The sequence below is a fragment of the Streptomyces sp. NPDC002176 genome (assembly GCF_044903645.1).
Classification (GTDB): Bacteria; Actinomycetota; Actinomycetes; order Streptomycetales; family Streptomycetaceae; genus Streptomyces.
Map to the genome: position 1 here is coordinate 872,230 of NZ_JBJDQW010000001.1, position 26,417 is coordinate 898,646.

The 26,417-nt window shown below is 72.4% G+C and carries 27 protein-coding genes; 13 read left to right on the top strand and 14 right to left on the bottom strand.

Features of this window, described 5'->3' with window-relative positions:
• The first annotated feature begins 2 nt into the window (after positions 1–2).
• The 3 genes from ACI2LY_RS03775 to ACI2LY_RS03785 are packed head-to-tail and all read left to right on the top strand — an operon-like array spanning position 3 to position 3,315.
• Entirely contained in the window at positions 3–1,034 is a 1,032-nt protein-coding gene (locus ACI2LY_RS03775; RefSeq protein WP_393912201.1) for a MupA/Atu3671 family FMN-dependent luciferase-like monooxygenase, read from the top strand.
• A complete protein-coding gene (locus ACI2LY_RS03780; RefSeq protein WP_404705698.1) occupies positions 1,031–2,368 on the top strand; it encodes a condensation domain-containing protein in 1,338 nt (445 codons plus the stop codon). The genes ACI2LY_RS03775 and ACI2LY_RS03780 overlap by 4 nt, the downstream gene beginning before the upstream one ends.
• On the top strand, positions 2,365–3,315 hold the full coding sequence (locus tag ACI2LY_RS03785) for an acyl carrier protein (RefSeq protein ID WP_404705699.1): 951 nt from the start codon (positions 2,365–2,367) through the stop codon (positions 3,313–3,315). Before ACI2LY_RS03780 ends, ACI2LY_RS03785 begins: the two co-directional genes overlap by 4 nt.
• Before the next feature lie 42 nt (positions 3,316–3,357).
• On the opposite strand, the gene ACI2LY_RS03790 is transcribed toward ACI2LY_RS03785, so the two are convergent.
• Both ACI2LY_RS03790 and ACI2LY_RS03795 read right to left on the bottom strand, forming a co-directional pair.
• Entirely contained in the window at positions 3,358–3,780 is a 423-nt protein-coding gene (locus tag ACI2LY_RS03790) for an SRPBCC family protein (RefSeq protein WP_404705700.1), read from the bottom strand.
• A gap of 20 nt (positions 3,781–3,800) precedes the next feature.
• The gene (locus ACI2LY_RS03795) at positions 3,801–4,811 is read right to left on the bottom strand and encodes an aldo/keto reductase (protein ID WP_404705701.1); all 1,011 of its coding nucleotides are present in this window, start codon (positions 4,809–4,811) and stop codon (positions 3,801–3,803) included.
• Between the two features lie 136 nt (positions 4,812–4,947).
• On the opposite strand from ACI2LY_RS03795, the gene ACI2LY_RS03800 reads away from it, so the two are divergent.
• Positions 4,948–5,853, top strand: coding sequence for a LysR substrate-binding domain-containing protein (locus ACI2LY_RS03800; protein ID WP_404705702.1), 906 nt, complete (start codon positions 4,948–4,950; stop codon positions 5,851–5,853).
• On the opposite strand, the gene ACI2LY_RS03805 is transcribed toward ACI2LY_RS03800, so the two are convergent.
• Positions 5,843–7,027: a hypothetical protein gene (locus ACI2LY_RS03805; RefSeq protein WP_404705703.1), complete on the bottom strand. Its 1,185-nt coding sequence runs from the start codon at positions 7,025–7,027 to the stop codon at positions 5,843–5,845. The genes ACI2LY_RS03800 and ACI2LY_RS03805 overlap by 11 nt on opposite strands.
• A gap of 212 nt (positions 7,028–7,239) precedes the next feature.
• Between ACI2LY_RS03805 and ACI2LY_RS03810 the strand changes: the two genes are divergently transcribed.
• A complete protein-coding gene (locus tag ACI2LY_RS03810) occupies positions 7,240–7,413 on the top strand; it encodes a hypothetical protein (protein ID WP_217463662.1) in 174 nt (57 codons plus the stop codon).
• A 3-nt stretch (positions 7,414–7,416) separates the two neighbouring features.
• On the opposite strand, the gene ACI2LY_RS03815 is transcribed toward ACI2LY_RS03810, so the two are convergent.
• The 5 genes from ACI2LY_RS03815 to ACI2LY_RS03835 form a co-directional block, all read right to left on the bottom strand.
• Positions 7,417–8,613, bottom strand: coding sequence for a sensor histidine kinase (locus ACI2LY_RS03815; protein ID WP_404705704.1), 1,197 nt, complete (start codon positions 8,611–8,613; stop codon positions 7,417–7,419).
• A gap of 10 nt (positions 8,614–8,623) precedes the next feature.
• Positions 8,624–10,294 carry a cation acetate symporter gene (locus ACI2LY_RS03820; RefSeq protein WP_404706471.1) on the bottom strand — a complete coding sequence of 557 codons (1,671 nt, stop codon included), beginning with the start codon at positions 10,292–10,294 and terminating at the stop codon, positions 8,624–8,626.
• 14 nt (positions 10,295–10,308) lie between these two features.
• Positions 10,309–10,653, bottom strand: coding sequence for a hypothetical protein (locus ACI2LY_RS03825; protein WP_404705705.1), 345 nt, complete (start codon positions 10,651–10,653; stop codon positions 10,309–10,311).
• A 127-nt stretch (positions 10,654–10,780) separates the two neighbouring features.
• Positions 10,781–11,554 (bottom strand): LytR/AlgR family response regulator transcription factor, encoded by a 774-nt coding sequence (locus ACI2LY_RS03830; protein WP_404706472.1) that lies wholly within the window; start codon positions 11,552–11,554, stop codon positions 10,781–10,783.
• Between the two features lie 145 nt (positions 11,555–11,699).
• The gene (locus tag ACI2LY_RS03835) at positions 11,700–13,580 is read right to left on the bottom strand and encodes an ABC transporter ATP-binding protein (RefSeq protein WP_404706473.1); all 1,881 of its coding nucleotides are present in this window, start codon (positions 13,578–13,580) and stop codon (positions 11,700–11,702) included.
• 104 nt (positions 13,581–13,684) lie between these two features.
• On the opposite strand from ACI2LY_RS03835, the gene ACI2LY_RS03840 reads away from it, so the two are divergent.
• Positions 13,685–14,449: a crotonase/enoyl-CoA hydratase family protein gene (locus tag ACI2LY_RS03840; RefSeq protein ID WP_404705706.1), complete on the top strand. Its 765-nt coding sequence runs from the start codon at positions 13,685–13,687 to the stop codon at positions 14,447–14,449.
• A gap of 84 nt (positions 14,450–14,533) precedes the next feature.
• Here ACI2LY_RS03840 and ACI2LY_RS03845 read toward each other — a convergent pair whose 3' ends face one another.
• Both ACI2LY_RS03845 and ACI2LY_RS03850 read right to left on the bottom strand, forming a co-directional pair.
• Complete coding sequence (locus ACI2LY_RS03845; RefSeq protein ID WP_404705707.1) at positions 14,534–14,875, bottom strand: hypothetical protein; 342 nt, start codon at positions 14,873–14,875, stop codon at positions 14,534–14,536.
• 69 nt (positions 14,876–14,944) lie between these two features.
• Positions 14,945–15,268: a hypothetical protein gene (locus ACI2LY_RS03850; protein WP_389005794.1), complete on the bottom strand. Its 324-nt coding sequence runs from the start codon at positions 15,266–15,268 to the stop codon at positions 14,945–14,947.
• Between the two features lie 293 nt (positions 15,269–15,561).
• Between ACI2LY_RS03850 and ACI2LY_RS03855 the strand changes: the two genes are divergently transcribed.
• Positions 15,562–16,644, top strand: coding sequence for a mechanosensitive ion channel family protein (locus ACI2LY_RS03855; protein ID WP_404705708.1), 1,083 nt, complete (start codon positions 15,562–15,564; stop codon positions 16,642–16,644).
• A 45-nt stretch (positions 16,645–16,689) separates the two neighbouring features.
• Here ACI2LY_RS03855 and ACI2LY_RS03860 read toward each other — a convergent pair whose 3' ends face one another.
• The gene (locus ACI2LY_RS03860) at positions 16,690–17,346 is read right to left on the bottom strand and encodes an HD family hydrolase (RefSeq protein WP_404705709.1); all 657 of its coding nucleotides are present in this window, start codon (positions 17,344–17,346) and stop codon (positions 16,690–16,692) included.
• A gap of 58 nt (positions 17,347–17,404) precedes the next feature.
• On the opposite strand from ACI2LY_RS03860, the gene ACI2LY_RS03865 reads away from it, so the two are divergent.
• The 5 genes from ACI2LY_RS03865 (at position 17,405) to ACI2LY_RS03885 (ending at position 23,642) form a co-directional block, all read left to right on the top strand.
• Complete coding sequence (locus ACI2LY_RS03865; protein ID WP_404705710.1) at positions 17,405–17,818, top strand: DUF4186 domain-containing protein; 414 nt, start codon at positions 17,405–17,407, stop codon at positions 17,816–17,818.
• Positions 17,819–17,907: 89 nt separating this feature from the next.
• On the top strand, positions 17,908–20,127 hold the full coding sequence (locus ACI2LY_RS03870) for an NADP-dependent isocitrate dehydrogenase (RefSeq protein WP_404705711.1): 2,220 nt from the start codon (positions 17,908–17,910) through the stop codon (positions 20,125–20,127).
• A gap of 201 nt (positions 20,128–20,328) precedes the next feature.
• Positions 20,329–21,693, top strand: a complete 1,365-nt coding sequence (locus ACI2LY_RS03875; protein ID WP_404705712.1) for a bifunctional o-acetylhomoserine/o-acetylserine sulfhydrylase — start codon at positions 20,329–20,331, stop codon at positions 21,691–21,693.
• Positions 21,690–22,838 (top strand): homoserine O-acetyltransferase, encoded by a 1,149-nt coding sequence (locus ACI2LY_RS03880; RefSeq protein ID WP_404706474.1) that lies wholly within the window; start codon positions 21,690–21,692, stop codon positions 22,836–22,838. Before ACI2LY_RS03875 ends, ACI2LY_RS03880 begins: the two co-directional genes overlap by 4 nt.
• A gap of 15 nt (positions 22,839–22,853) precedes the next feature.
• Positions 22,854–23,642 carry an N-formylglutamate amidohydrolase gene (locus ACI2LY_RS03885; RefSeq protein WP_404705713.1) on the top strand — a complete coding sequence of 263 codons (789 nt, stop codon included), beginning with the start codon at positions 22,854–22,856 and terminating at the stop codon, positions 23,640–23,642.
• Here ACI2LY_RS03885 and ACI2LY_RS03890 read toward each other — a convergent pair.
• Positions 23,639–24,502 (bottom strand): glutathione S-transferase C-terminal domain-containing protein, encoded by an 864-nt coding sequence (locus tag ACI2LY_RS03890; protein WP_404705714.1) that lies wholly within the window; start codon positions 24,500–24,502, stop codon positions 23,639–23,641. The two genes, ACI2LY_RS03885 and ACI2LY_RS03890, sit on opposite strands and share 4 nt — an antisense overlap.
• A 110-nt stretch (positions 24,503–24,612) precedes the next feature.
• Positions 24,613–24,750, bottom strand: coding sequence for a putative leader peptide (locus ACI2LY_RS03895; protein WP_404705715.1), 138 nt, complete (start codon positions 24,748–24,750; stop codon positions 24,613–24,615).
• A 111-nt stretch (positions 24,751–24,861) separates the two neighbouring features.
• Here ACI2LY_RS03895 and ACI2LY_RS03900 point away from each other — a divergent pair, with 111 nt between their 5' ends.
• Positions 24,862–25,707, top strand: coding sequence for an alpha/beta fold hydrolase (locus ACI2LY_RS03900; RefSeq protein WP_404705716.1), 846 nt, complete (start codon positions 24,862–24,864; stop codon positions 25,705–25,707).
• A gap of 7 nt (positions 25,708–25,714) precedes the next feature.
• Here the strand turns inward: ACI2LY_RS03900 and ACI2LY_RS03905 are convergent, their stop codons facing one another.
• Positions 25,715–26,395 carry a Clp protease N-terminal domain-containing protein gene (locus ACI2LY_RS03905; protein ID WP_404705717.1) on the bottom strand — a complete coding sequence of 227 codons (681 nt, stop codon included), beginning with the start codon at positions 26,393–26,395 and terminating at the stop codon, positions 25,715–25,717.
• Positions 26,396–26,417: the final 22 nt, after the last annotated feature.

Below are 26,417 nucleotides of genomic sequence, written 5' to 3' on the forward strand. Positions count from 1 at the left end.
CCATGGACTTCAGCCTGATCTTCTTCTCCGGCGACGAGAAGCAGAAGTACCGATTCGTCTTCGACGCCGCCCGGTACGCCGACGAGAACGGCTTCACCGCCATCTGGACGCCGGAGCGGCACTTCCACCGCTTCGGCGGGCTGTACCCGAACCCGTCCGTGCTCGGCGCGGCACTGGCCACGGCCACGCGGCGGCTGCAGATCCGGGCGGGCAGCGTCATCCTGCCGCTGCACAGCCCGATCCGGGTGGCCGAGGAGTGGGCGGTCGTCGACAACCTGTCCCAGGGGCGGGTGGGCATCGCCCTGGCCACCGGCTTCAGCCCGGTCGACTTCGCCATCAACCCGTCCGGCTGGGCGGACCGGCGACAGCGCACCTTCGACGCGGTGACCACGATCCGCGAGCTGTGGGAGGGCGAACCGGTCACCGTCCAGGACGGTCTGGGCAACCACGTGGAGGTGGAACTGCATCCGCAGCCGGTCCAGCCCGAACTGCCGGTCTGGCTCACCTGCACCAAGAGCCCGGAGACCTTCGAGATGGCCGGCCGGCTCGGCTGCAACGTGCTGACGGCCCTCATCGACATGACCAACGAGGAGCTGGAGGACAAACTCGACCTCTACTTCAAGACGCTCGAGGCGCACGGGCACGACCGGGACGACGTGACGGTCACCCTCATGCTGCACACGTTCATCGGCACCGACCTCGACGAGGTGCGCGAGACGGTCTGGCCGCCCTTCAGCCAGTACCTCCGGTCCTTCCTCACCGTCATCGACTCGCAGAAGAAGAACCTCGCGCCCGGCGCGGGCGTCCGGGACATGTCGGAGGGCGACGCCGAGCAACTGGTCCGGTTCGCCTTCGACAAGTACTTCGAGAAGGGCGCCCTGCTCGGCACGCCCGACTCCTGCATGGCCGTGGTCGAGCGGTTCAAGGGCATGGGGGTCACCGAGATCGCCTCCCTGATCGACTTCGGCGTCGACGAGGACCTGGTCGTCCAGAGCCTCGGCCAGCTCAACGAACTGCGGAGGCGCTACGCATGACCTCGTCACCGTCGGCCGCCCTCACCGCCCGGCTCGCGGCCCTCACCCCGCAGCAGCGCGCGCTGCTGCGCGCCAAGGTGCTGGGGACCCGGCCGCAGGAGCGGCTGACACCGGGTCAGCTCAGGCTGTGGGAGACCCATCACGCGATCGGCGGGCGACCCGCGGACGTGGTCTGCCAGGCCGTCCGCCTCACGGGAGCGACGGCCGACCTCGATCGGCTGGCCGCGCGCGTCGAGGGATTCGTCCGGGACCACGAAGCGCTGCGCACCACGTTCGAGGAGACCGGGGGTGAGGTCCGGCCGGTCGTCCACGAGGCGCTGCCGCCCCGGCTGACCCGCTCCCACTGCGCGACGGCCGAGGAGGCAGAGGCCCGCGCACGGGAACTGGCCCATGAGCCGTTCGATCTGGCGAACGGTCCCCTGCTGCGCGTCGTCCTGGCCACGGGAGCCACCGTCCAGGAGGCATGGCTGCTCGTCGTCGTGCACAACCTGGTCTTCGACGCCTGGTCCTTCGAAATGCTGCTGGACGCGCTCGACGGTGCTGCCGACGCACCGGCGCCCTCCGTGGTCCCGTTCAGCCGCTGGGCCCGGGAACAGGCGGCGTGGGTGGCCGGGGACGCGGGGCGTGCCGCGGCCGCGTACTGGGCGGCCGTGGTCGACGCCCCGCCCCCGCCCCTGCCGACGGACCGGCCGCGGTCCGGGACCACGGCACGGAACGGACACCGGGTGGCGTTCTCGCTCCCGTCCGACGTCGCCACGGGGATCGCCGCGCTGGCCAAGCGCGAGGCCGCCTCCGCGTACGCGGGCTGGCTCGCGGTGGCCTGGGCGGCCCTGGAGGGGTTCGGAGGACGCGCGGACGTGGTGCTGGGTACCTTCACCGCCGGTCGGGACCTGCCGGGCGCCGAGGCGGCGGTGGGCTATCTGCTCAATGTGCTGCCGGTGCGGCTGCGCGACCCTGGTGACGGTTCCTGGGCCGCCCGCGTACGGGCCGCCCGCACGCTCTCCCGCGAGGGACTGCGGCACGCGGCGTACCCGGGGGAACTCATCCGCGTCCCGCGCCGGGTCCCCGCTGAACACCCCCTCTTCGACGCCGTGTTCGTCTTCGACAACCTCGGGGAGACCACCCGCACCCTCCAAGGGGCCGCCGTGTCCACGTCCGACGTCGACAAGGGCATCGCCCGCTACGACCTGACCCTGGCGGTCTATCCCCGTGCCGACGGGGTGACGGGCTGGCTCGAGTACGACACCGAGCTGTACGAGGAGGCCACCGTCCGGCGGCTGGCCGAGCTGTTCACCGCCGCCGCCGGGGAAGCGTCCCGGGAGGGCCGCCGGTGATCACTCCACGTCTGTGCGCCCCCGCCTACGAACTGGGCGAGTGCGCCGAGCCGGTGGCCGACCTGCCCGAGTTGTCGGCGGGGTCCCAGGCCGCCGACCTCACCTCCCCCTCGGCCGGGTTCGTCACCTACCACTGGTCCGAGGCACCGATGGTCGAGTTGATGACCGCGTCCGTCCATCGGACACTCGCGCGTTCCGGAGTGCCGGGCAGCGAGATCGACATCGTGCTGCTGGCCACCGACTCACTGCCACCGGGCCGCGCCGCGCACCGGGACGTCTCGGAGTTCCTGGCGGAGACCGGGATGAGCGGGGCGACGGTGATGACGGTCGGTCTGATGGACTGCGCCACGGCCATGGCCGCGGTGGGAACCGCGGCCTCGCTCGTCAGGGACGGCACCGCCCGTCACGTCATGGTGGTGAGCGGTGATCTCGCCGACATCTCGACCGGGGGTCAGCGGGTCGTGGCGGGCGGCGCGGCGGTCGCCAGCGACGGGGCGGCCTCGGCGCTCGTGTCGGCGGAGGCGGCCGGTCTGCCGGTGCTGGCCCTGGCCCACCATGCCGCCCCGGACCAGGAGTCGGGCGGCGGGTCCGCGCACCAGCAGCTCACCTCGCGGATGAACGCGTACCGCGAGGTGTTCGCCCGGCTGGCGACGCGGCATCCCTTCCGCCCGGCGAGGACACTCGTGCTGCCCAGCAACTTCGCGCGCCATGTGATGCGCGTGTATCTCGCGGAGGCCGGTTTCCCCGCCGACCGGATCGCGCTGGAGGGGGTGGGCCGGGTGGCCCACTGCCAGGGCAGCGATCCGCTGATCAACCTCGCCGACCGGCAGGCGGACACGAAGTCGGCCGCCCCGGAACGACCGGCCGAGCCGGAGACGTACGTCCTGCTCGGCGCGGGCATAGCCCATCTCGGTGCCGTACTCCTGGGCACGCGTCCGCTGCCGTGAGCGTGCGGGGCAGCAACGTACCGAGACGGACCCCGCCCGAGGTCACGCCCCTTCGCGCAGCGTCCGTTCCAGTGCCGCCAGGCCCTCGGTGTAGATGCCGTGGAACAGGGCGACCGCCTCCTCCTCGGTGGCGCCGGCCGGGGTGAAGGTGCCGGACCACTCGACGCGGGCGGTGCCGGGCTCGGGGAGGTCGCGCACGGTCAGGGTGGAGAGGTAGCCGGTGACCGGGAAGGGGGCCTCCAGGATGGCGTACGTGTAGCTGCGCGCCTCCTCGTCGAAGGCGGTCAGGCGTTCGACGATGACCCCGCCCTCGGCGTTGGTGAGGGTGCGGACGCGGCCGCCCTCGGAGAGGGTGCTGCCGGGGATGTAGGGGAGCCAGTCGGGCAGCGAGCCGAAGCCGCCGATGAGCCGCCAGACGTGCTCGGGGGTGTGGGGGACGTCGATGTGGGTGCTGGTGCTTGCCATGGTGCTTCTCCGGGCTGGGGTCAGACGGTGGGGACGGGAGCGGCGGCGGAGATCAGGTTCTCCGCGCGCAGGTCGGCCCAGAACGCGGCCGGAACGGTCTCGTGCAGCGCGGCCACGTCCTCGGCGATGCGGCTGGGCCGGGTCGCGCCGGGGACGACGGCGGCGGTGGCGGGGTGGGCCAGGGCGAACTGGAGGGCCGCCGCCTTGATGGAGACGCCGTGCCGCTCGGCCAGGGCCTTGATCCGGTCGACCTTGTCGAGGATGGCCCGCGGGGCCTCCTGGTACTCGAAGTGCCGCCCGCCAGCGAGCACTCCGGAGCTGTAGGGGCCGCCGACGACCATGTCGACGCCCTGTTCGGCGGCGGCCGGGAGCAGCCGCTGGAGGGCGCGGTCGTGGTCGAGCAGGGTGTAGCGGCCCGCGAGGAGGAAAGCGTCGGGGCGGGGCTCGTCGAGGTCGAGGGTCAGCTCGATCGGCTCGACCTTGTTGACGCCGAGGCCCCACGCCCTGATGACGCCTTCGTCGCGCAGCTTCTGCAGGACGCGGAAGGCGCCGGTGCGGGCGGTCTCGTAGCGGGCGAGCCACTGGTCGCCGTGGAAGTCCTGGGCGATGTCGTGGACCCAGACGATGTCCAGCCGGTCGGTGCCCAGCCGCTTCAGGCTGTCCTCGATGGAGCGCAGGGTGGCGTCGGCGGTGTAGTCGTCGGTCATCCGGTTGGGGCGGCCGTGCTCGAAGAGGCCGCCCTTCTCGCCCAGCTCGCGGGCGGCCGGGTCCTCGATGTCGTCGTGGATGACGCGGCCGACCTTGGTGCTGAGCACGTAGTCGTCGCGCGGGCGGCCCGCGAGGGCCTCGCCGAGGCGCAGCTCGGACAGACCGGCGCCGTAGAAGGGCGCGGTGTCGAAGTAGCGGATGCCCTGGTCCCAGGCGGCGGCGACGGTCGCGGCGGCCTCTTCCTCGGGGATGGCGCGGAACATGTTGCCGAGCGGGGCGGTGCCGAAGCCCAGAGGGCCGGGGAGGAGGGACTTGATACCCATAGGAGCGTGAGCCTTGCCTTTGCGGGGTTTCGCGGCCTTGGCGGTGGTCCGCGGTTCTTGCTCTGTCGAGGCTAGGATCGAAGCTTGAGACTGTCCAAGACTTGCTTGGACATACTTGAGTCCCTGGAGGTCTCATATGCTGGATCTGCGCCAGCTCCGCTATTTCGTGGTCGTCGCCGAGGAGGAGCATGTGGGCCGCGCGGCCGACCGCCTGCACATCTCGCAGTCGCCGCTCAGCCGCCAGATCGCCCAGCTGGAGAAGAACCTCGGGCTGACCCTGTTCGAGCGCAGCCAGCAGCGTATCCGGCTCACCGCGGACGGGCGGGTCTTCCTCTCCGAGGCCAAGGCGCTGCTGCGGCACGCCGACCGGCTGGAGAACCTGGGCCGTCGGCTCGGCCGGGGCGAGGAGGGCGGGCTGTGCATCGGGTACACGGTCGACGCCATGCACACCGGGGTGCTGCCGCGGGCGCTGCGGGAACTGCACGACGAACGGCCGGGCATTCACGTCGCCCTCTACAACTTCCCCGCCGCCGAGCAGTTCGAGGGTCTGCGCCAGCGGAGCCTGGACATCGCCCTGGTCCCGGAGCCGCCCGCCGAGGACGACCCGGACCTGCGGGCCGCGCTGCTGACCGACGACCCACTGCTGCTGGCCGTGCCGACCGGGCACCCGCTCGCCGAGTCGGCCGGGGTGGACCCGGCCGACCTGGAGGAGCAGCCGTGGATCGCGGTGGAGAACAGCCGACGCCCGGCCTGGCGGGACGAGTTCATCGCCGCCTGCGCGGCCGCCGGGTTCACGCCGGACATCCGCCTGGAGGCGTCCGAGCCGCTGACCGCGCTCGGGCTCGTCGCCTCCGGGCTCGGGGTGGCGCTGATCCAGCGCAGCATGCTGCGCGGACCGGTGGCGGGGGTCACGGTGCGCGAACTGCCCTGGCTGCACATGTCCGTTCGGCTCTGGGCGGCCTGGCACGCGGTCGATCTGCGGCCCGTGGTCGCGTCGTTCCGTACCACCGTCCTGAACACCCGTGAGCAGGTCAGTACCTGAGCAGCGCCGCCACTCCCCCGGCTTCGGCGAGGGTGCCGTCGGGGACGAACAGGATCTGGGAGTCGGCGTCGACGGCCCGGTCGACGAGTTGCTCGATGATGTCGGTGGCCACGCCCATGGTGTGCGGCGGCGGTTCGACGTCCGGCCTGGGGTCGGGCAGGGTGACCGGCTCGGGCACCTCGACCAGTTCCAGCACCCGGCCGTCCTCGGTGATCCGGCCCGCGAGGTCGAGGCCCTCCTCCACGAGCAGCCGCGCGACCCGCTTGTCCGCGACGGCCGTCCAGACCTCCAGCGGCCCGCCCGCGTACTTGCCGAGCCCGCGCGCCTCGCCCAGCTCGTCGACGGCCTCCGCGACCTGCTTGTCGCGGAACTCGGCGAGGACCGGCTCCAGCCGCTTCATCAGGTCCTTCGCCCGGTCCTTGTCCATCCCGGTCAGCGGCAGGGTGCCCGCGACCATGTCGCCGTGCGTGGTGACGGCCTTGAACGCCGCGAGGATCTTGTCGCCGCCGATGACGAACAGCGGCAGGTCCCCGCCATGTTCCTCGACGGCGTCACCGAGACGCTTGTCGACCATGCGCAGGTACTGCTCGACCCGCGCCTTGTGCCCCTCGTAGGGCGCGGAGTGCGGAATCGCGCCGGGCAGCGCGTCCTCCGGCGACGGGATCTCCGGCGCGCACGGGAAGCCGTGGTGCTCGACCTCGTCCAGGCGCTTCACCGAGCCGTGATAGAGGCGGCACATCTCCTGGTCCAGGACGAGCACCAGGAACGGCCGGGACCGCTGCTCGGCGGCCTCCAGATACCGCGTCAGGAACTGGTCGGCGAACTCCACGCGCGGGCGCACCGGCGCGAGGGAGGTCATCTGCCAGACCTGGACCGGCTCGTCGGCGGCCACGTAGACCACCATGGCGTCGTCGGGGTGGAAGGGGTCGGCCACCTGCTCGATCACCGAGGTGTCCAGCACGTGGTTCCGCAGCTCCAGCCGGGTCTCCCGCGAGACGTCGGGGTCCTCCGCCAGGCGGCGCTTGGCCTCGGTGACGAGGTCGCGCAGCAGGATGCGGTCCTTCTCGCTGAAGGGGAAGTCCGGGTCGGTCGGCATCACCAGGGTGATGGCGGGGTACGGCCTCGGCTCGCTCAGAGCGGCACGGATCTCAGGAGTCAGCTCAGAGGTATGCACCAAGTCAGCGTCGCACCGCGCCCCCGCGCCCGCACCTCGAAACGGGGCCCGGCCCGGTCGCCCGAATGGCGGAGCGGACATACCATGAATCGTGACGAAACGGGCGCCGTCGTACGCCGGTGACCGGATCTCCCCTGACACATCTCCCCTGACACATTTTCCCTGGACATCTCCCTGGACACGCAGACCTGATGCGAGCGAGGAGTCGAGTCATGCGTAAAAACTCTCCGGTGAAGGGGCATCACGGCCTGGGTGCGCGGGGGCAGGGCAAGCAGCTCTACTACCACACCCAGATCCCCGAGGCGGCCGCCCGTCAGGCCAAGGACCAGCCGCACAACCAGCGGCAGCAGCAGGAGCGCAAGCAGCCCAACGGCCGCTGGACCTGACGCTCACCCCTGGCGCGAGCCGGGGCGGAACTTCGGGACCCGTACGGTGATCTTCGTGCCGGCGCCCACGCCGGTCTCGATGACCAGACCGTACGGGTCTCCGTACACCTGGCGCAGTCTGCGGTCGACGTTGCTCAGGCCGATGCCGGTGTCGGGTCCGGCGGTGCCGCGCAGCAGGGCGCGGAGGCGGTCCGGTTCCATGCCGACGCCGTCGTCCTCGATGACGACGCGGGCCTCGGTGCCCTCGTCCTCCGCGATGATCGTGATGCGGCCGCGCTCGGCGGACTCCTCCAGACCGTGCTTGAGCGCGTTCTCCACGAGTGGTTGCAGACACAGGAACGGCAGGGTCACCGGCAGCACCTCGGGCGCGATCCGCAGGGTGACCGCGAGGCGGCGGCCGAAGCGGGCGCGGGCGAGTTCGAGGTACTGCTCGATGGAGCGCAACTCCTCGGCCAGCGTGGTGAAGTCGCCGCCTCTGCGGAACGAGTAGCGGGTGAAGTCCGCGAATTCCAGCAGGAGTTCACGGGCCCGCTCGGGGTCGGTGCGGACGAACGAGGCGATGCTCGCCAGGGAGTTGTAGATGAAGTGGGGGGAGATCTGGGCGCGCAGGGCGCGGATCTCGGCCTCGATCACGCTGGAGCGGGCCCGGTCCAGGTCGACCAGTTCGAGCTGCACGGAGACCCAGCGGGCGACCTCCTCGGCGGCCCGGCGCAGCACCCCGGACTCCCCGTCGCCGAAGGCGGCGAGCACGCCGGTGACCCGGCCGTCCACGGTCAGCGGGGCGAGCACCCCCTGCCGTACGGGGCAGTCCGCCCGGGCGCAGTCCAGGTCCACGCTCTGGGTCCGGCCGCCGCGCACTACGGCGGGCAGCCGTTCGGTGACCTGGGCACGGTGATGCTCGCCCGCCCCGTCCCAGGCGAGCACGGACTCCTCGTCCGCGAGCGCGAGCGCCCCGGTCCCCAGCAACGGCCGGAGCCGCCGCGCCGCCTTCCGCGCGGTGTCCGGCGTGAGCCCGGCCCGCAGCGGGGGCGCGGCCAGCGAGGCGGTGTGCAGGGTGTGGAAGGTGGCCTGCTCGACGGGGGTGCCGGGGCCCGCCGGGTTGGCCTGCTGACGGCGGAGCGCGACATGCCCCAGCGCGGCCCCCAGCACGAACAGCGCGAGTCCCGCGACGGCCAGCAGCAGCACCCCGAGCACGCTCACGTCCGCCACCTCACGCCCGCCCCTCCGGCAGATGCAGCCGCGCCATGGTGGCCGCCGTACCGGGCGGTACCCGGCGCCGGGTGGCCAGCGAGACCAGCACCATCGCCGCGAAGCCGACCGGTACCGACCACACCGCGGGCCAGGCCAGCAGGGTGTGCGTCCAGCCGGAGCGGGCGCCGCCCGCGATGGTCGCGGTGACGGCGGTGAGCGCCGAGCCGCCGCCGAGGATCAGCCCGGCGACGGCACCGGGCGGGGTCAGACCGCGCCACCAGATGCCGAGGATCAGCAGCGGACAGAAGGAGGACGCGGACACGGCGAACGCCAGCCCGACCGCGTCGGCCACCGGCAGCCCGCCGACCACGGTCCCGGCGGCGGTGGGCACGGCGATGGCCGGTACGACGGCGAGCCGGAAGTGCCTCAGGCCCAGCGCCGGGAGCACGTCCTGCGCGAGCACCCCGGCGACGGACATGGTGAGCCCGGACGCGGTGGACAGGAAGGCCGCGCAGGCGCCGCCCGCGACCAGCGCGCCGAGCAGGTCGCCGCCGACCCCGCCGATCAGCCGTTGCGGGAGCACGAGTACGGCGGCGTCGGTGTCGCCGGTGAGCAGCAGATCGGGCGCGTACAGCCGGGCCAGCGAGCCGTACAGGGGGGTCAGCAGGTAGAACGCGCCGAGCAGGCCGAGCACGATGACGGTGGTGCGGCGGGCGGCGCGGCCGTCGGGGTTGGTGTAGAAGCGGACGACCACGTGGGGCAGGCCCATGGTGCCGAGGAAGGTGGCGAGGATCAGCCCGTAGGTGGCGTACAGGCCGTGTTCGCCGCGGCTCGGGGCGAGCGAGGCGGAGCCGGTCGCCCGGTCCGGCAGCGGCACTTGGGCGCCGTGGGGGAAGCGGAGGTCGGTGTGCGCGCCGATGTGGTGGCGGCCCCCGGTGAGGGTGAGGGCGGCCCCGCGCAGGGGGTGTCCGTCGACGCTGCCGGAGACGGTGACGCGTACGGGTTCGCGCACGGTGACGTGCACCGGCCGGTCGACATGGACCTCGGTGGACCGGTGGAAGACGGGCCGCTCGTCCCAGGCGGGCAGCGGGGCGCGGTCGGCGTGCCAGGCGGCGAGCAGGAACACCACCGGCACCAGCAGGGCGGTGAGTTTCAGCCAGTACTGGAACGCCTGGACGAAGGTGATGCTGCGCATGCCCCCGGCGGCGACGGCGGCGGTCACCACGACGGCGACGACCAGCCCGCCGAGCCAGCCGGGCGCGCCGGTGAGCAGCCGCAAGGTCAGCCCCGCGCCCCGCAGTTGAGGCAGCAGGTACAGCCAGCCGACGCCGACCACGAGCATCCCGGCGATCCGGCGCACCGCCCGCGACTCCAGCCGGGCTTCGGCGAAGTCGGGCAGTGTGTAGGCGCCGGAGCGGCGCAGCGGGGCGGCGACGAAGACCAGCAGGACGAGGAAGCCCGCGGTGTAGCCGATGGGGAACCAGAGCATGTCGACGCCCTGGGCGAGCAGCAGTCCGGCGATGCCGAGGAAGGAGGCGGCGGAGAGGTACTCGCCGCTCACCGCGAAGGCGTTGAGGCGGGGGGCGACGGTGCGGGAGGCCACGTAGAAGTCGGAGGTGGTCCGGGAGATGCGCAGGCCGAGCGCGCCGACGAGTGCCGTGGCGAGCACCACGGCGGACACCCCGGCCATTCCGTAGGTCTGGTTCAACGCCCGGTCACGTCACCCTCGTTGCGCTCGGCGCGGCGGATGTACCAGGCGCCGGTGGCGAGCAGGACGGGGTAGGGCGCGATACCCAGCAGCAGCCAGGCGGCGCCCCGACTCGTGTCACCGGGCGGCAGCAGCCGGAACACCACCGGGAGCAGTCCGAGGGGAAGGGCGAGCAGGGAGCACGCGCCGAGGCCGGACCGCAGCTGACGGCGCATCAACTTTTTTACAGTGGCGTCGTCGTGGCCCGATCGTCGCGCGTGCGCCATGCCGGTACGGGTGGGGCGGCCGGTGCCGGGGGCTCCGGTGACCACCTCCCGGCGCGGTGCGGGTTCCGCACCCATGACGCACCCCCCGAGACACCGGTGATCACCTTGTTGCGGCGAGTGTACGCAGCGCCCCCGCGGTGAGACAGGGCCCTGACGGGGTTCGGCACAGGGTCGCCACAGTGCGCCGTCGGACCCCGGCCGCTCAGCGGGCGCGGGCCGCGGTGCCGGTGGCGCGGCGGGCCAGCAGGTCGCGCAGTTCGCGGGCGTTGCGGCGGCTGACGGGGAGGACGCGGCCGCCGACCCGGACGGTCAAGTTGCCGCCGTCCAGCCGCAGTTCCTCGATTCGGGCGAGCGCGACGAGATGGCTGCGGTGGATGCGCACGAACCCGTGCGTCCGCCACTGCTCCTCCAGCGTGGACAGCGGTACGCGCACCAGGTGGCTGCCGCGCCGGGTGTGCAGCCGGGCGTAGTCGCCGTGCGCCTCGGCGTAGTCGATGTCGGCGACGGGCACGAACCGGGTCACCCCGCCCAGTTCCACCGGGACCTGCCCTGCGGTGGGCGGTGCGGCCGGGTGGGCGCGGGGGCCCTGACCGGCGTGGGTCAGTTCGGCCACCCGGCGCACGGCCTCGGCGAACCGTTCCTCGCGCAGCGGCTTGAGGAGGTAGTCGACGGCCTTGAGGTCGAAGGCGCGGACGGCGAAGTCCTCGTGGGCGGTGACGAAGACGATGAGCGGCGGTGCGGCGAACCCGCCCAGCAGACGGGCCAGTTCGAGGCCGTTGAGGCCCGGCATGTTGATGTCGAGGAAGACGACGTCGACGGCCTCCGTACCCCCTTCGACCGCCCGGCCGAGGGTGCGGAGCGCCTCGGTGGCCTCCAGCGCGGGCAGTACGCTGCCGACCCGGGGGTCCTGGTCGAGCAGGTACAGCAGCTCCGAGAGCGCGGGTTCCTCGTCGTCCACGGCGAGGACCCGCAACAGGCCCTCGCCGCAACCGCCTTGCGCACCGGTCTGCCGCGTCCCGCTCATCCCCGCCGATCCCTCTCTCCCGTTCCCGTGGGAGGAATGGTGGGCCCTCGCGCGGGTGGCGTCCAGCACGGGGACGCGGCGATTCACTGGGCCGGGGTCAGGCCACCGTCGCCGTCGCGTCGTCCTTTCCGGCGAACTGGGTGCGGTACAGCTCGGCGTACCGCCCTCCGGCCGCGAGGAGCTGGTCGTGGGTGCCGCGTTCCACGATCCGGCCGGCCTCGACGACGAGGATCTGGTCGGCGGCGCGGACGGTGGAGAGCCGGTGGGCGATGACGACGGCGGTGCGGTCCTGGAGGGCCTCGGTGAGGGCCTCCTGCACGGCCGCCTCGGAGGTGTTGTCGAGGTGGGCGGTGGCCTCGTCGAGGATGACGACACGCTGGCGGGCCAGCAGCAGCCGGGCGATGGTCATGCGCTGGCGTTCGCCGCCGGAGAGCCGGTAGCCGCGCTCGCCGACGACGGTGTCCAGCCCGTCCGGCAGGGACCGTACGACCCCGTCCAGCCGGGCCCGGCCGAGCGCGTCCCACAGAGCGTCGTCATCGGCGTCGGAGCGGGCGAGGAGCAGGTTGGCGCGGACGGTGTCGTGGAAGAGGTGGCCGTCCTGGGTGACCATGCCGACGGTGGCCCGCAGCGAGGAGGTGCTCAGGTCCCGTACGTCGGTCCCGCCGACCCGTACGGCGCCGCTGTCGGTGTCGTACAGCCGGGGCAGCAGCTGGGCGATGGTGGACTTCCCGGCGCCGGAGGAGCCGACCAGGGCGACGGTCTCGCCGGGGGCGGCGCGGAAGGAGACGCCGTGCAGCACCTCGGCGCCGCCGCGTACGTCGAGTGCGGCGACCTCCTCCAGCGAGGCCAGGGACACCTTGTCGGCGGCCGGGTAGGCGAAGCGCACGTCGTCGAACTCGATGGCGACCGGGCCGTCCGGCACCGCGACCGCGTCGGGTTTCTCGGCGATGAGCGGCTCCAGGTCCAGCACCTCGAAGACCCGCTCGAAGCTGACCAGGGCGCTCATCACCTCCACCCGCGCCCCGGCGAGCGAGGTCAGCGGGGCGTAGAGCCGGGTGAGCAGCAGGGCGAGGGAGACGACGGCGCCCGCCTCCAGGGTGCCGCGCAGCGCGAACCAGCCGCCGAGTCCGTAGACGAGGGCGAGCGCCAGGGCGGAGACCAGGGTGAGGGCGGTGATGAACACCGACTGCGCGGTGGCGGTGCGCACCCCGATGTCGCGGACGTGGCGGGCGCGGGCGGCGAACTGGGCCGACTCCTCCTCGGGGCGGCCGAACAGCTTGACGAGGGTGGCGCCGGGCGCGGAGAACCGTTCCGTCATCCGGGTGCCCATGGCCGCGTTCAGCTCGGCCGCCTCGCGCTGCATCCGGGCCATGCGGCGGCCCATCCGGCGGGCGGGCAGCACGAACACCGGCAGCAGCACCAGGGCGAGCAGGGTGATCTGCCAGGACAGGGTGAGCATCACGGCGAGGGTGAGCAGCAGGGTGACCACGTTGGTGACCACGCCGGACAGGGTGGAGGCGAAGGCCCGCTGGGCGCCGATGACGTCGTTGTTGAGTCGGCTGACCAGGGCGCCGGTGCGGGTGCGGGTGAAGAAGGCGACGGGCATCCGCTGGACGTGGTCGAAGACAGCGGTGCGCAGGTCGAGGATGAGCCCCTCCCCCAGCGTCGCCGACAGCCGCCGTACGAAGATTCCGAGCCCGGCCTCCGCCAGCGCGACCGCCGCGATGAGCAGCGAGAGTCTGACCACCCGGCCGGAGTCGTGGCCCGCCACGATGGCGTCGACGACGCGTCCGGCGAGCACCGGGGTGGCGACCGCGAGCAGGGCGGTGACGATCCCGAGCAGGACGAACCGGGTGATGCCCGCGCGGTGCGGTCGGGCGAAGGCGGCGATACGGCGCAGTGTGGCGCGGGCGAGGGGCCTGCGCTGCTGCTGTGCGGTCATCACGCTGTGCAGCTGCGTCCAGGCGGTGGTTTCCATGCTCATGGGTCCAACGTAGGACCTCAAGTTTGCTTGAGGTCAACCACTCGGGGGCCGCGTGCGGCACAGTGGCCCCTTCAGCAGCTCGGCGAGGAGGGTCCCCGGTGCCGGTTCGGGTGGAGACACAAGGCCATGTGACGACGGTCGTCCTGTCGCGCCCGGCGGCGCGCAACGCGGTCGACGGCCCGACGGCGGCCGAACTGGCCGCCGCGTTCCGGGCGTTCGAGGCGGACGACCACGCGCGGGTGGCGGTGCTGTGGGGCGAGGGCGGCACGTTCTGCGCGGGCGCCGACCTGAAGGCGATCGGTACCGAGCGCGGCAACCGGGTCGCGCCGGACGGCGACGGCCCGATGGGGCCGACCCGGATGCGGCTGTCCAAGCCGGTGATCGCGGCCGTGGCGGGGCATGCCGTGGCGGGCGGTCTGGAGCTGGCCCTGTGGTGCGATCTGCGGGTGGCGGAGGAGGACGCGGTGTTCGGCGTGTTCTGCCGCCGCTGGGGCGTACCGCTGATCGACGGCGGCACGGTACGGCTGCCCCGGCTGATCGGCACCGGCCGGGCCATGGACCTGATCCTCACCGGCCGTCCGGTCCCGGCCGCCGAGGCGCACGCGATCGGTCTCGCGGACCGCGTCGTCCCCACCGGCCGCGCCCGCGCCGAGGCGGAGGAGCTGGCGGCGACGATCGCCCGCTTCCCGCAGGACTGCCTGCGCTCCGACCGGGCCTCCGTACTCGACCAGGAGGGGCTGCCCGAGGAAGCGGCGATGCGGAGCGAACTCCGGTACGGCATGGCCGTGTTGACCGAGGCGTCCGAGGGGGCGGCCCGGTTCGCCGGGGGTGCGGGGCGGCACGGGGTGTTCGGGGAGGCGTGACCTCACGGCGGGTACCCGCCCGCAGCCGTCGGCCGCACGAGGGTCGCATTCACCCCCGTACGGCCGACCGCTCCCGCGGGGGCGTCACTTGTAGTAGATGACCCGTCCGTCCCTGCCGTCGTGACCCCGGCGCCCCCAGGGGCCCCGCCTGCCGTCGTCGCCGTCGTCCCCGTCGTCCCCCGGGCGACCCGTGGGGCCGAGGGGACCGGCGTCGCCGGACGGGCCGGAGGGACCGGGCGGGCCGGGCGGGCCCTGGTGCGTGCCGGTGCCGCCGTCCTCGAGACTGACGCGCTGCATCTGCATCTCGTCGAGCTGCTGTTGGTGGGCGACGAGCAGGACCGCCTGCCCGATCAGTACGACGGTCAGCGCCGCGCCGACCGCCATGCGGCGCCGCGTACCGCGCAGCACCTCTTTGACGCTTCTCATGAATCCTCACACTGTGTGACGGTGAAGCACGACGGACGACGGTTCGCGGGGGTGACCGCGGGGGTGGCGCTAGCTCGCCGGAGGGGCGACGGCGTCCTTGCCGTCCTTCCCGTCCTTGCCGTCCTTCCCGGGAGGCCCGGCCGCGCCGTCCGCGCCGTCCGTCCCGTCCTTCCCGGCCGGACCGATGGGACCGGCGGGGCCGGTGGGTCCAGCCGGACCGGAGGGACCGGGCGGACCCGGCTCCATGTCCTTCTGGAAGTCGACGGTCTGCGTCTGCAGACCCTGGATCTGCAGGTGCTGTTCGACGATGACGGCGGACTGCACGACGAGCGCGATGGTGAGCACGGCGCCGAGCACGAAGGGACGCCGCGGGCTGCGCAGCGTTTGAGTCACGCTTCTCATATTTATCCTCACGCTGAGTGACGAGCGAAAGTGTAAAGGACGATTTGTCCAGAAAAGCGAACCGCCGCGTCGAGTGTCCGCGCGGCTCTTCGGGGGCACCTGGCACCGGCACGAACTGCCCCGCACATACGGCAGGATGACCACACGTGCCCTTCATCGAACCTTCGTACAGTGAGCACGTTCGCCCATCCCGGACAGCGAACAGGTGACAACGTGACGCAACATCACATCCGGTCGGCATCGGCGTCCTCGGGCGCCGCGGGACGTCCTGGCGGAGGTGACCGATGAACCGTGGCGTCACCCTGGACGACTTGGTCCTCGCCGGTATCGCGCTGGCCGCCGGTCTGGTGCTGGCCTTCCTGTCCCGCACGGTGCTGCGCTGGCTGGCCAAGCACGCCAAGCGGACCCGCTGGAGCGGTGACGACGTCATCGTGGACGCGCTGCGCTCCGTCGTGCCGTGGGCCGCGATAGCGGGCGGTGTCGCGGCGGGCGCGGCCGTGCTGCCGCTGACCGGCACCGTCCAGAAGCACGTCAACCAGACCCTCCAGGTCTGGCTGATCTTCGTGGTGACCCTGTCGGCGGCGAGGGTGATCGCGGGCCTGGTGCAGAGCGTCACCCAGTCCCGCTCGGGCGTGGCGGGCTCGGCGACCATCTTCGTCAACATCACCCGCGTGCTGGTGCTGGCCATCGGCTTCCTGGTGGTGCTCCAGACGCTGGGCATCTCGATCGCCCCGCTGCTCACCGCCCTCGGCGTCGGCGGTCTGGCGGTCGCGCTGGCGCTCCAGGACACGCTGGCCAATCTGTTCGCGGGCATCCACATCCTCGCCTCCAAGACCGTGCAGCCCGGTGACTACATCCGGCTGAGCAGCGGCGAGGAGGGGTACGTCGTCGACATCAACTGGCGTCAGACGACCGTGCGTCAGCTCTCCAACAACCTGGTGGTCATCCCCAACGGCCAGCTCGCCAAGACCAACATGACCAACTTCACCCGCCCCGAGCAGGAGTTGACGGTGCTGGTGCAGGCGGGGGTCAGCTACGACTCGGACCTGGAGCACGTGGAGAAGGTGACGGCGGAGGTGGTCAACGAGGTGATGACCGAGATCACCGGCGCCGTCCCGGAGCACGAGGCGGCCATCCGCTTCCACACCTTCGGCGACTCGCGGATCGGGTTCACGATCATCCTGGGCGTCGGCGAGTTCAGCGACCAGTTCCGGATCAAGCACGAGTTCATCAAGCGGCTGCACCGCCGCTACCGCGAGGAGGGCATCCGCATCCCGGCCCCGACCCGCACGGTCGCGCTCCAGCAGGGCTCGGTGCTGATACCGCACCAGCGCACGACGGACGACGTGCCCGCACCGTCCGAGTAGTGAGCCCGGTGGCGGCGCCCCCTCCGCGGGGCGCCGCCATCCCTGTCAGTCCTGGTCCGCCGAACTCCGCGACCAGCCCCGCCGCTCGCCCTCGTCGATGAGGTGCCGACCCGCCGTCCACAGCGACGCGGAGGCGTCCCCGATCACCGCCTTGCGGGCCCGGACATCGTCGGCGGTGACCCCGGGCGTACGCCAAGTGCCACCGCGCGCCATCCAGTTGAGGAGCAACGGCTGCAGCCGGTCCATCGCCTTGGCGAACCGGGCCTCGGGGGTGGCGCGTTCCTCGAACTCGTCCCAGAGCGCCCGCATCCGCCGGGCCTGGTCGTCCGGGAGCAGCGCGAAGAGATCGTCGGCCGCGACCGACTCCCGCTCCAGCTGACCGGCGCCGCCCGCGCTGTCGTAGAGCGGGGTGTCCCCGGCGTAGATCTCCACCAGGTCGTGCAGCAGCACCAGCTCGATGGTGCGGCCCACGTCGATGGGCTCGTCGGAGTGCTCGGCGAGGACCGCGACCATCAGGGCCAGATGCCAGGAGTGCTCGGCGTCGTTCTCCCGGCGGTCCGCCGCGGCGAGCGGCGACTGGCGCAGCACGGTCTTGAGCTGGTCCACCTCCACCAGGAAGGTCAGCTGGGCCCGCAGCCGCTCCTCGATGCCGTCGGGCAGGGGCGTCTTGTCCACGAGCAGGTTCCGGCGTTCGTCACTCACCGGCCCATCGTGGCACGCGCGGCGGCGGCGCACGGCAGCGGGCTAAGCTCGAAATAGTATGACTTCCTCTGACACACCGAAGCCCGAGCCCTTCACCCCGCCGTCCCCCGCCGCGCTGGACGCCCGGCTCGACTCGATCACCCGCCAGCCCTTCCGGGCCAAGTTCCACCTGCGCGGACGCGACCGGGCCACCGCCGAGCTGAAGGGCCCGGCCACCATCCGCTGGCACGCGTACGACCTGATCGCCGGGCGGCTCGCCCCGGCCCGGCCGCACAAGGACGGCAAGCAGACCCCGTACCGGGGCCACCCCGTCTTCGTCGCCCAGCACGCCACCGGGACCTGCTGCCGCACCTGTCTGCTGCGCTGCCACGGCATCCCCAAGGGCCGGGACCTGACCCGCGCCGAGCATGTGTACGTGGTGGACGTGATCTGCCGCTGGATCGAGCGGGAGATGACCGGCGGGGCCCGCTGAGCGGTCGGCACCGGACCCCTGTCGAAGCGGACCCGGTCACGAGATATCTTGATGTCGAGCAATGTTGCAGACGTGGAGCGGAGCACCCGGTGACTGACTCGACCATCATCTACACCTACACGGACGAAGCGCCGGCCCTGGCGACCCATTCGTTCCTGCCGGTGATCCAGGCGTACGCCGCGCAGGCCGGGGTCCCCGTGGAGACCCGCGACATCTCGCTGGCCGGGCGCATCATCGCCGTCTTCCCGGAGTACCTGAACGAGGACCAGCGCATCCCGGACGCGCTCGCCGAGCTGGGCGACCTGGCCAAGACGCCGGCCGCGAACATCGTCAAGCTGCCGAACATCTCGGCCTCGATCCCGCAGCTCAAGGCCGCCGTCGCGGAACTGCAGGCCAAGGGCTACGCGCTGCCGGACTACCCCGAGGACCCGAAGACCGACGAGGAGCGCGAGGTCCGCGCCCGCTACGACAAGATCAAGGGTTCCGCCGTGAACCCGGTCCTGCGTGAGGGCAACTCCGACCGCCGCGCCCCCGCCTCGGTGAAGAACTACGCCAAGACCCACCCGCACCGCATGGGCGCCTGGACCCCCGAGTCCAAGACCAACGTGGCCACCATGGGTGAGAACGACTTCCGCTCCACCGAGAAGTCCACGGTGATCGCCGAGGACGGCACGCTCCGTATCGAGCTGGTCGCCGAGGACGGCACCACCACCGTGCTGCGCGAGTCGGTACCGGTCCGCAAGGACGAGGTCGTCGACGCCTCCGTCATGCACGTCGCCGAGCTGGAGCAGTTCCTCGCCGCGCAGGTCGCCCGCGCGAAGGAGGAGGGCGTCCTGTTCTCCGTGCACCTCAAGGCCACGATGATGAAGGTCTCCGATCCGATCGTCTTCGGCCACGTGGTGCGCGCCTTCTTCCCGAAGACGTTCGCCAAGTACGGCCAGACCCTGAAGTCGGCCGGTCTGTCCCCCAACGACGGCCTCGGCGGCATCTACAAGGGCCTGGAGAGCCTGCCGGAGGGTGCCGAGATCAAGGCGTCCTTCGACGCCGAGCTGGCCGACGGCCCGGCGCTCGCCATGGTCGACTCCGACAAGGGCATCTCCAACCTGCACGTCCCCTCGGACGTCATCGTGGACGCCTCCATGCCCGCGATGATCCGCACCTCCGGCCACATGTGGGGCCCGGACGGCGCGGAGCACGACACCCTCGCGGTGATCCCGGACTCCTCTTACGCCGGTGTCTACCAGGCCGTCATCGAGGACTGCCGCGCCAACGGCGCCTACGACCCGTCGACCATGGGCACGGTCCCGAACGTCGGCCTGATGGCGCAGAAGGCCGAGGAGTACGGCTCGCACGACAAGACCTTCGAGGTCGCCACCGCGGGCACCGTCCGCGTGGTCGACGCCGACGGCAACGTGCTCATCGAGCAGCCGGTCGCCGAGGGCGACATCTTCCGCGCCTGCCAGACCAAGGACGACCCGATCCGCGACTGGGTCAAGCTGGCCGTCACCCGCGCCCGCGCCACCGGCGACCCGGCGATCTTCTGGCTGGACGAGACCCGCGCGCACGACGCCAACCTGATCGCCAAGGTCAACCAGTACCTGACCGAGCACGACACCGAGGGCCTGGACATCCGCGTCCTGCCGCCGGTCGAGGCCGCCAAGCTGTCGGTGGAGCGCATCCGCCGCGGCGAGAACACCATCTCGGTGACCGGCAACGTGCTGCGTGACTACCTGACCGACCTCTTCCCGATCCTGGAGCTGGGCACCAGCGCCAAGATGCTGTCGGTCGTCCCGCTGATGGCGGGCGGCGGCCTGTTCGAGACCGGTGCGGGCGGCTCGGCCCCGAAGCACGTCCAGCAGCTGGTCAAGGAGAACTACCTGCGCTGGGACTCCCTCGGCGAGTTCTTCGCCCTGGTCCCCGCCTTCGAGCAGTACGCGGAGACCACCGGCAACACCCGCGCCAAGGTCCTCGCCGACACCCTGGACCGCGCCACGGCGACCTTCCTCAACGAGGACAAGTCCCCGACCCGTCGCGTCGGCGGCATCGACAACCGGGGCAGCCACTTCTTCCTGTCCCTGTACTGGGCGCAGGAGCTGGCCCAGCAGACCGACGACGCCGACCTGGCGAAGGCGTTCGCGCCGTTCGCCGAGTCCCTCGCGGCCGACGAGCAGCGCATCGTCGACGAGCTGAACGCCGTGCAGGGCTCCCCGGCCGACATCGGCGGCTACTACCAGCCGGAGAAGGCCAAGGCGGACGCGGTCATGCGTCCGTCGGCCACCTGGAACGCGGCGCTCGGCTCGCTGAGCTGACCCGTGCGGTAGCTGTGTGAGCGTGCCCCGGCCGGAGTCCTCCGGCCGGGGCACGGTCGTGTCCGGGCTCCACTGCGGCCGTGTTGCGGGGATGTGGCGTACATGAAGTCCTCGTGTCAGGGTTCGTTCCGGGCTGTCCGGGGGTGTCCGCCCGTGCTTTTCTCGTGCCCGAGTCCGCGCCCGCACCGCACGAGGAGCACCATGAGCAGCCAGCCCATCGACTCGGTCACCGCCGGTCACACCCCGGACGAGCCGCCCGCCGGTCCCGACACCTCGGCCTGGTCCTTCGAGACCCGGCAGATCCACGCCGGTGCGGTGCCCGACCCCACGACCGGGGCACGCGCCACGCCGATCTACCAGACCACGTCCTTCGTCTTCCAGGACACCCAGCACGCCGCCGACCTGTTCTCGCTCGCCGAGCCCGGCAACATCTACACCCGTATCCACAACCCGACGCAGGACGTGTTCGAGCAGCGGATCGCCGCGCTGGAGGGCGGGGTCGCCGCCGTCGCGCTGGCCTCCGGGCAGGCCGCAGAGACCCTCGCGCTGCTCACCCTGGCGGGCGCGGGCGACCACATCGTCTCCAGCGCATCGCTGTACGGCGGCACGTACAACCTGTTCCGGCACACCCTGCCGAGGCTGGGCATCGAGGTGTCGTTCGTGGCCGACCCGGACGACGTGGACGCCTGGCGGGCCGCGATCCGGCCCAACACCAAGGCGCTGTTCGCGGAGACCCTGGGCAATCCGCGGGGCAACGTGCTCGACGTACGGGCGGTCGCGGACGTGGCGCACGACGCGGGCGTGCCGCTGATCGTGGACAACACGGTCCCGACCCCGTATCTGCTCCGGCCCATCGAGCACGGCGCGGACATCGTGGTGCACTCCGCGACCAAGTTCCTCGGCGGACACGGCACCGCCATCGCCGGGGTGGTGGTGGACGGCGGCACCTTCGAATTCGGCGCGTATCCGGAGCGGTTCCCGGACTTCTCCGAGCCCGACCCGAGCTACCACGGCCTGCGGTACTGGCCCGCGCTCGGTCCGGGCGCGTTCGCGGTCAAGCTGCGGGTGCAGCTGCTGCGCGACCTCGGCCCGGCGCTCTCCCCGCACTCGGCGTTCCTGCTGCTCCAGGGCGTGGAGACGCTGAGCCTGCGCCTGGAACGGCACTCCGCCAACGCGCTGGCCCTGGCCGAGTGGCTGGAGGGCCGCGACGAGGTGGCCGCCGTCCACTATCCGGGGCTCGCGTCCAGCCGGTGGTACGAGGCCGGGCAGAAGTATCTTCCGCTCGGCTCCGGCGCGGTCGTCTCCTTCGAGCTGCGGGACGGGGTGGAGGCGGGCAAGCGGTTCGTGGACGCGGTGGAGCTGTTCAGCCACCTCGCCAACATCGGCGACGTACGCAGCCTGATCATCCATCCCGCGTCCACCACGCACAGCCAGCTCGACGAGGAGCAGCTGACGGCGACCGGTACCGCGCCGGGGCTGGTCCGGCTGTCGGTGGGCATCGAGAACCTGGCCGATCTGAAGGCGGACCTGGAGGCCGGGTTCCGCGCGGCCAAGGGCGCCTCCTGAGCACCGATCCGCACGCCCGCCCCGCCCCGCTCCCGGCGGTCACCGGCGCCTGGCGGGACGGGGACCCCGCCGGGCGCCGCCGCTGGCACACGGCGGATGCCCCGCTGCCGCTGGAGGCGGGCGGTGAACTGCCGGGCGCGCGGCTGGCGTTCGAGACCTGGGGGCGGCTCGCGCCGGACGGGTCCAACGCGGTGCTGGTGCTGCACGCGCTGACCGGTGACAGCCATGTGGCGGGTCCGGCCGGGCCGGGGCATCCCACTCCCGGCTGGTGGGACGCGCTGGTCGGACCGGGCAGGGCGCTGGACACCGACCGCTGGTTCGTGGTCGCGCCGAACGTGCTCGGCGGCTGCCAGGGCAGCACCGGTCCGGCCTCTCCCCGGCCGGGCACCGACCGGGCCTGGGGCGGAGCGTTCCCGTTCCTGACCCAGCGGGACCAGGTGACGGCGGAGGCGGGGCTCGCGGACGCCCTCGGGATCGAGCGGTGGGCGCTGGTCGTCGGCGGCTCGATGGGCGGGATGCGGGCGGTGGAGTGGGCGGTGTCGTACCCCGAGCGGGTCGGCGCGCTCCTGCTGCTGGCCACGGCCGCCGCCGCGAGCGCCGAGCAGATCGCCTGGGCGGAGATCCAGTTGGGGGCGATCCGTGCCGACCCGCACTGGCGGGGCGGCGACTACCACTCCGGCGGACGCGGCCCGGTAAACGGACTGGGTCTGGCCCGCCGCGTGGCCCACGTGACCTACCGCGCCGAGGCGGAGCTGCGGACCCGGTTCGGCCGGGCTCCGCAGGGCGCGGAGGACCCGTGGCACGGGGGCCGTTACCAGGTGGGCTCGTACCTGGACCATCACGCGGGGAAGCTGATCCGCCGCTTCGACGCGGGGAGTTACGTGGTGCTGACCGAGGCGATGAACGCACACGACGTGGGGCGCGGGCGGGGCGGTACGCGGTCGGCCCTGGCACGGGTCCGGGCGCCCGCTCTGGTCGCCGGGGTGGACTCCGACCGGCTCTATCCGCTGTCCCAGCAGCGGGAGTTGGCCGCGCTGATTCCGTCGGCGGACGGGGTCCGGGTGGTGGAATCGCCGTACGGGCACGACGGGTTCCTGATCGAGACGGAGCAGGTTGGCAGACTGGTGGCCGAGTTGCTGCGCTGATCCCTGGGAGCCGATGTGTCCGAGCCCTCGTTCGAGCTGCTGCCGGGTGACCCCGCGTCGCCGGTGCTGCTGCACGTACCGCATTCCGCGCGGGCGATCCCGGCCGAGGTACGGGCGGGGCTGCTGCTCGACGATGCCGCGCTGGAGCGGGAGTTGGACCACATCACAGACGCGCACACCGCCGAACTGGCCGACCGGGCGGCCAAGTTGGCGGGGGTGCGGCCGTGGCGGTTCGTGAACCGGCTGTCCCGGCTGGTGGTGGACCCGGAGCGGTTCCCGGACGAGCGGGAGGAGATGCGCGCGGTGGGGATGGGCGCGGTGTACACCCGGACCACGCACGGAGAGCCGCTGCGGGCCGAGGACACCGCTCAAGGCCCGCTGATCGAGCGGTACTTCGAGCCGTACGCCCGCGCGATGACCGAGGCGGTGTCGGAGCGGCTGGCCGCGGTCGGACGGGTGGTGGTGATCGACGTCCACTCCTACCCGTCCCGGCCACTCCCCTACGAGCTGCACGGCGAGGGTCCGCGCCCGGCGGTGTGCCTGGGCACGGACCCCTTCCACACCCCGCCGGGGCTGACGGCGGCGGCACGGTCGGCGTTCTCGCCGTACGGGAAGACGGGACTGGACAGCCCGTTCGGCGGGACGTACGTACCCCTCGCGCACTACGGCCGGGAGCGGCGGGTGAGCGCGCTGATGGTGGAGATCCGCCGGGACACGTACATGACGGAGCCCGGCGGACCGCCCGGAGCGGGCCTCGACCAACTGGCGGGCGCGCTGGCCGTGTTGGTGGACGCCCTGGGCTAGCCCTTGACGTGGGCGGCCCAGTCCAGGATCTGCACGGCGGCCCCCGCGGCTTCGAGGCCCTGGCAGTGGCCGTGGTGGCGGCGGGCGATGCCGTCGAGGTCGAGGTGGGTGCCGAAGGCGGGGTGGGCGGCGAGGCGGCGGGCGTAGGACCACAGGGCGGTAAAGCCGGTGATCCGGTGTACGGCAGAGGCGTCGAGGTGGCAGCGGTGCACGGTGTCGAGCTGGACCAGGGAGACCCAGAGGTCGATGTCGGCGGCGGTGAGACGGCCTCCGGCGAGGTACTGCTCGTCGGTCAGCCAGCGCTCCAGCCGCCCCAGGTTGTCGAGCAGGACGTCGAGCGCGGCGGCCCGTCCGGCCGGGTCCTCGTCGGCGCGGCCCGCCCGCTGCGCGGCCTGTTCGATGCCCTCGGCGCAGAGCCGTTCCACGGCGTCGACGGTGGACTCCCAGCCGTGCGGCCGCAGCGGATCGCCACCGGCGCGCGGGAAGAGGTCCAGGTCGCGCAGGATGTCGGGGGCGTGGGTGCTGACGATGCGTCCGGACCAGGCGTCGCTGAGCACGGGGGCGGGCGCCGGGCCGGAGTAGCGGTGTGCGCTGGCCTCGTAGAGCGGGCGGAGGGCGGTGTGGCTGCCGTCCGGGGCGTCGGGGACGGCGGGGAGCAGGGTGACCGGACAGCTCGCGTCCAGACCGAGCAGGCTGTGGGCGATGGCGAGGCGCAGTCCGTCGGGGTCGGCGGTGGAGAGGTGGAGCCGGTAGCGGTGCGGCACGGCGTAGTGGCCGCTGCGCGCGTCCTGGCCGAGCCGCCCCCTGAAGGCGGAGCTGTGCCGGACGGTCGGAAGGGCGGTCGGCGCGGTGATGGGCATACGTACGTCTCCCCAGGGGCGAGGGCGCGCGGGCGCGCCTGCGGTAACAGCGGCGGCTGGTGTGAGAGAGGAGTGTCGAGGAGGGCGCGTTGACGGGGCTGAGGCCCAGGTCAGAGGCGCGGTCCGATGGCGCTGCACACGCGCAGGAGGTCGATGTGCAGGCGGGAGGTGAGGAGGGGGGCCTTGAGGAGGGGGGCGCGCGACGGCGTGCGGCCAATGCGGCCGGTCACCGTCTCCAGGCGCGTCATGCGTCCCCACCTGTTCGCTGGACTTCCCCGACTTGGAGTGTCGGCCCGCGCCGGACGCCGCGTCAAGAGGGGGTCGATCCTTGGGACGGGGCCTTACGTACCATCACACCCATGAGCCAGATCCTCTCGATCGCCCGCCCCGACAGTGTCCGGAGCGTGCGCCTGGAGACCGCCCGGGGAACCTTCGCCGCGTTCACAGCCGGTCCCCCGGACGGCGTCCCGCGCGGTACGGCCCTGCTGGTGCCGGGCTTCAACGGCAGCAAGGAGGACTTCCTGCCGCTGCTGCCGGGCCTGGCCGAGGCGGGCTACCGGGTGATCGCCATCGACCAGCGGGGCCAGTACGAGACGGGCCCGGCGTCGGAGGTCCCGTCGTACGCGCCCGAGGATCTGGCGTCGGACGTGGTCGCGCTGGCGGGGGTGCTGGGCCCGGTGCATCTGGTGGGGCACTCGTACGGGGGGCTGGTGTCGCGCCTGGCCGTACTGAACTCCCCTTCCGCCGCCAGCACTTGGGCCTCGCTGACGCTGCTGAACTTCGGCCCGGCGGCCGTGTCGGAGTCGACGCGGGAGCGTCTGCTGCTTCTGCTGGACGCCCTGCGCACGACTCCGGTCCCGGACCTGTGGCCGTTCCTCCGCCCGGAGGACGGCGGGGTACCCGAGGAGGTGCTCTCCTTCCTGTCGGACCGCTGGGCCCGCAACGCCCCGGAGGCCCTGCGGCTGGCCGCCGAGCAGATGATCGACGAGCCGGACCGCAGCGGGGCGCTGCGCGGGTCCGGCATCCCCCTGTCGGTCGTCTTCGGCACCCCGGAGGAGACCTGGCCGGAGCATGAAGCGGCCGCGATGGCAAGGGAGTTGGGCGCCCGCTACACGGAGATCATGGGCGGCGGGCACTCGCCGAACGTGTACGAACCGGAGACCGTGATCGAGGCGTTGACAGGATTCTGGGACTCGCTGACGTGAGGCGCCGTCAGCGCTCGCCCCGCGCGGCGACCGCCTCGCGCAGCCCGTCCGGCGTGAAGCCGAGGTCACGCAGGATGCCCGCGGCCGTGCTCCCCTCGACCCGGATCAGCCCCAGCAGCATGTGCTCGGTGCCGACCCGGTCGTGACCCAGCTCGGCCGACGCGTTCCGCGCCTGCTCGATGGCTTCCTTGCTCTCCTCCGCGAACGCGATGTGCCCGCGCGGCGCCTTCGCACCGGCGGGCGGCAACACCTCCGCGACCGCGTCGCGCACGCGCTGTTCCGTACCGGCCTGCGCCGTCAGCACCTCGTACGCCAGCCCCTGCGACTCCCCGAGGAGCCCGAGCAGCAGGTGTGCGGTGCCGATGGACTCGTGCTTGCGCGTCCGCGCGGCCTCCTGCGCGAGCACGATGCCGTGCCGGTTGGTCTCGGTGAACCGCTCGAACGGCCCCGGCGCGTGCCGCTGTTGAGCGGCCTGCTTGGACACTCCGATGGCATCCCCGATCTCGGTCCAGGACGCCCCGGACCGCTTGGCCTTGCTGACGTAGTGGTCGATGAGCTGGTCCCCGAGATCGGACAGGGTCTGCGCACGCAGCCGCGCCTCACTGATGTGGGCGAGGTCGCCCGCCTCGGGCAGTTCTTCGTCGAGTCGGGCGATCAGGTCGGCGAGATTGATGTCGAGTGGACTCATGCGTCAAGACTAAGTTGACGCT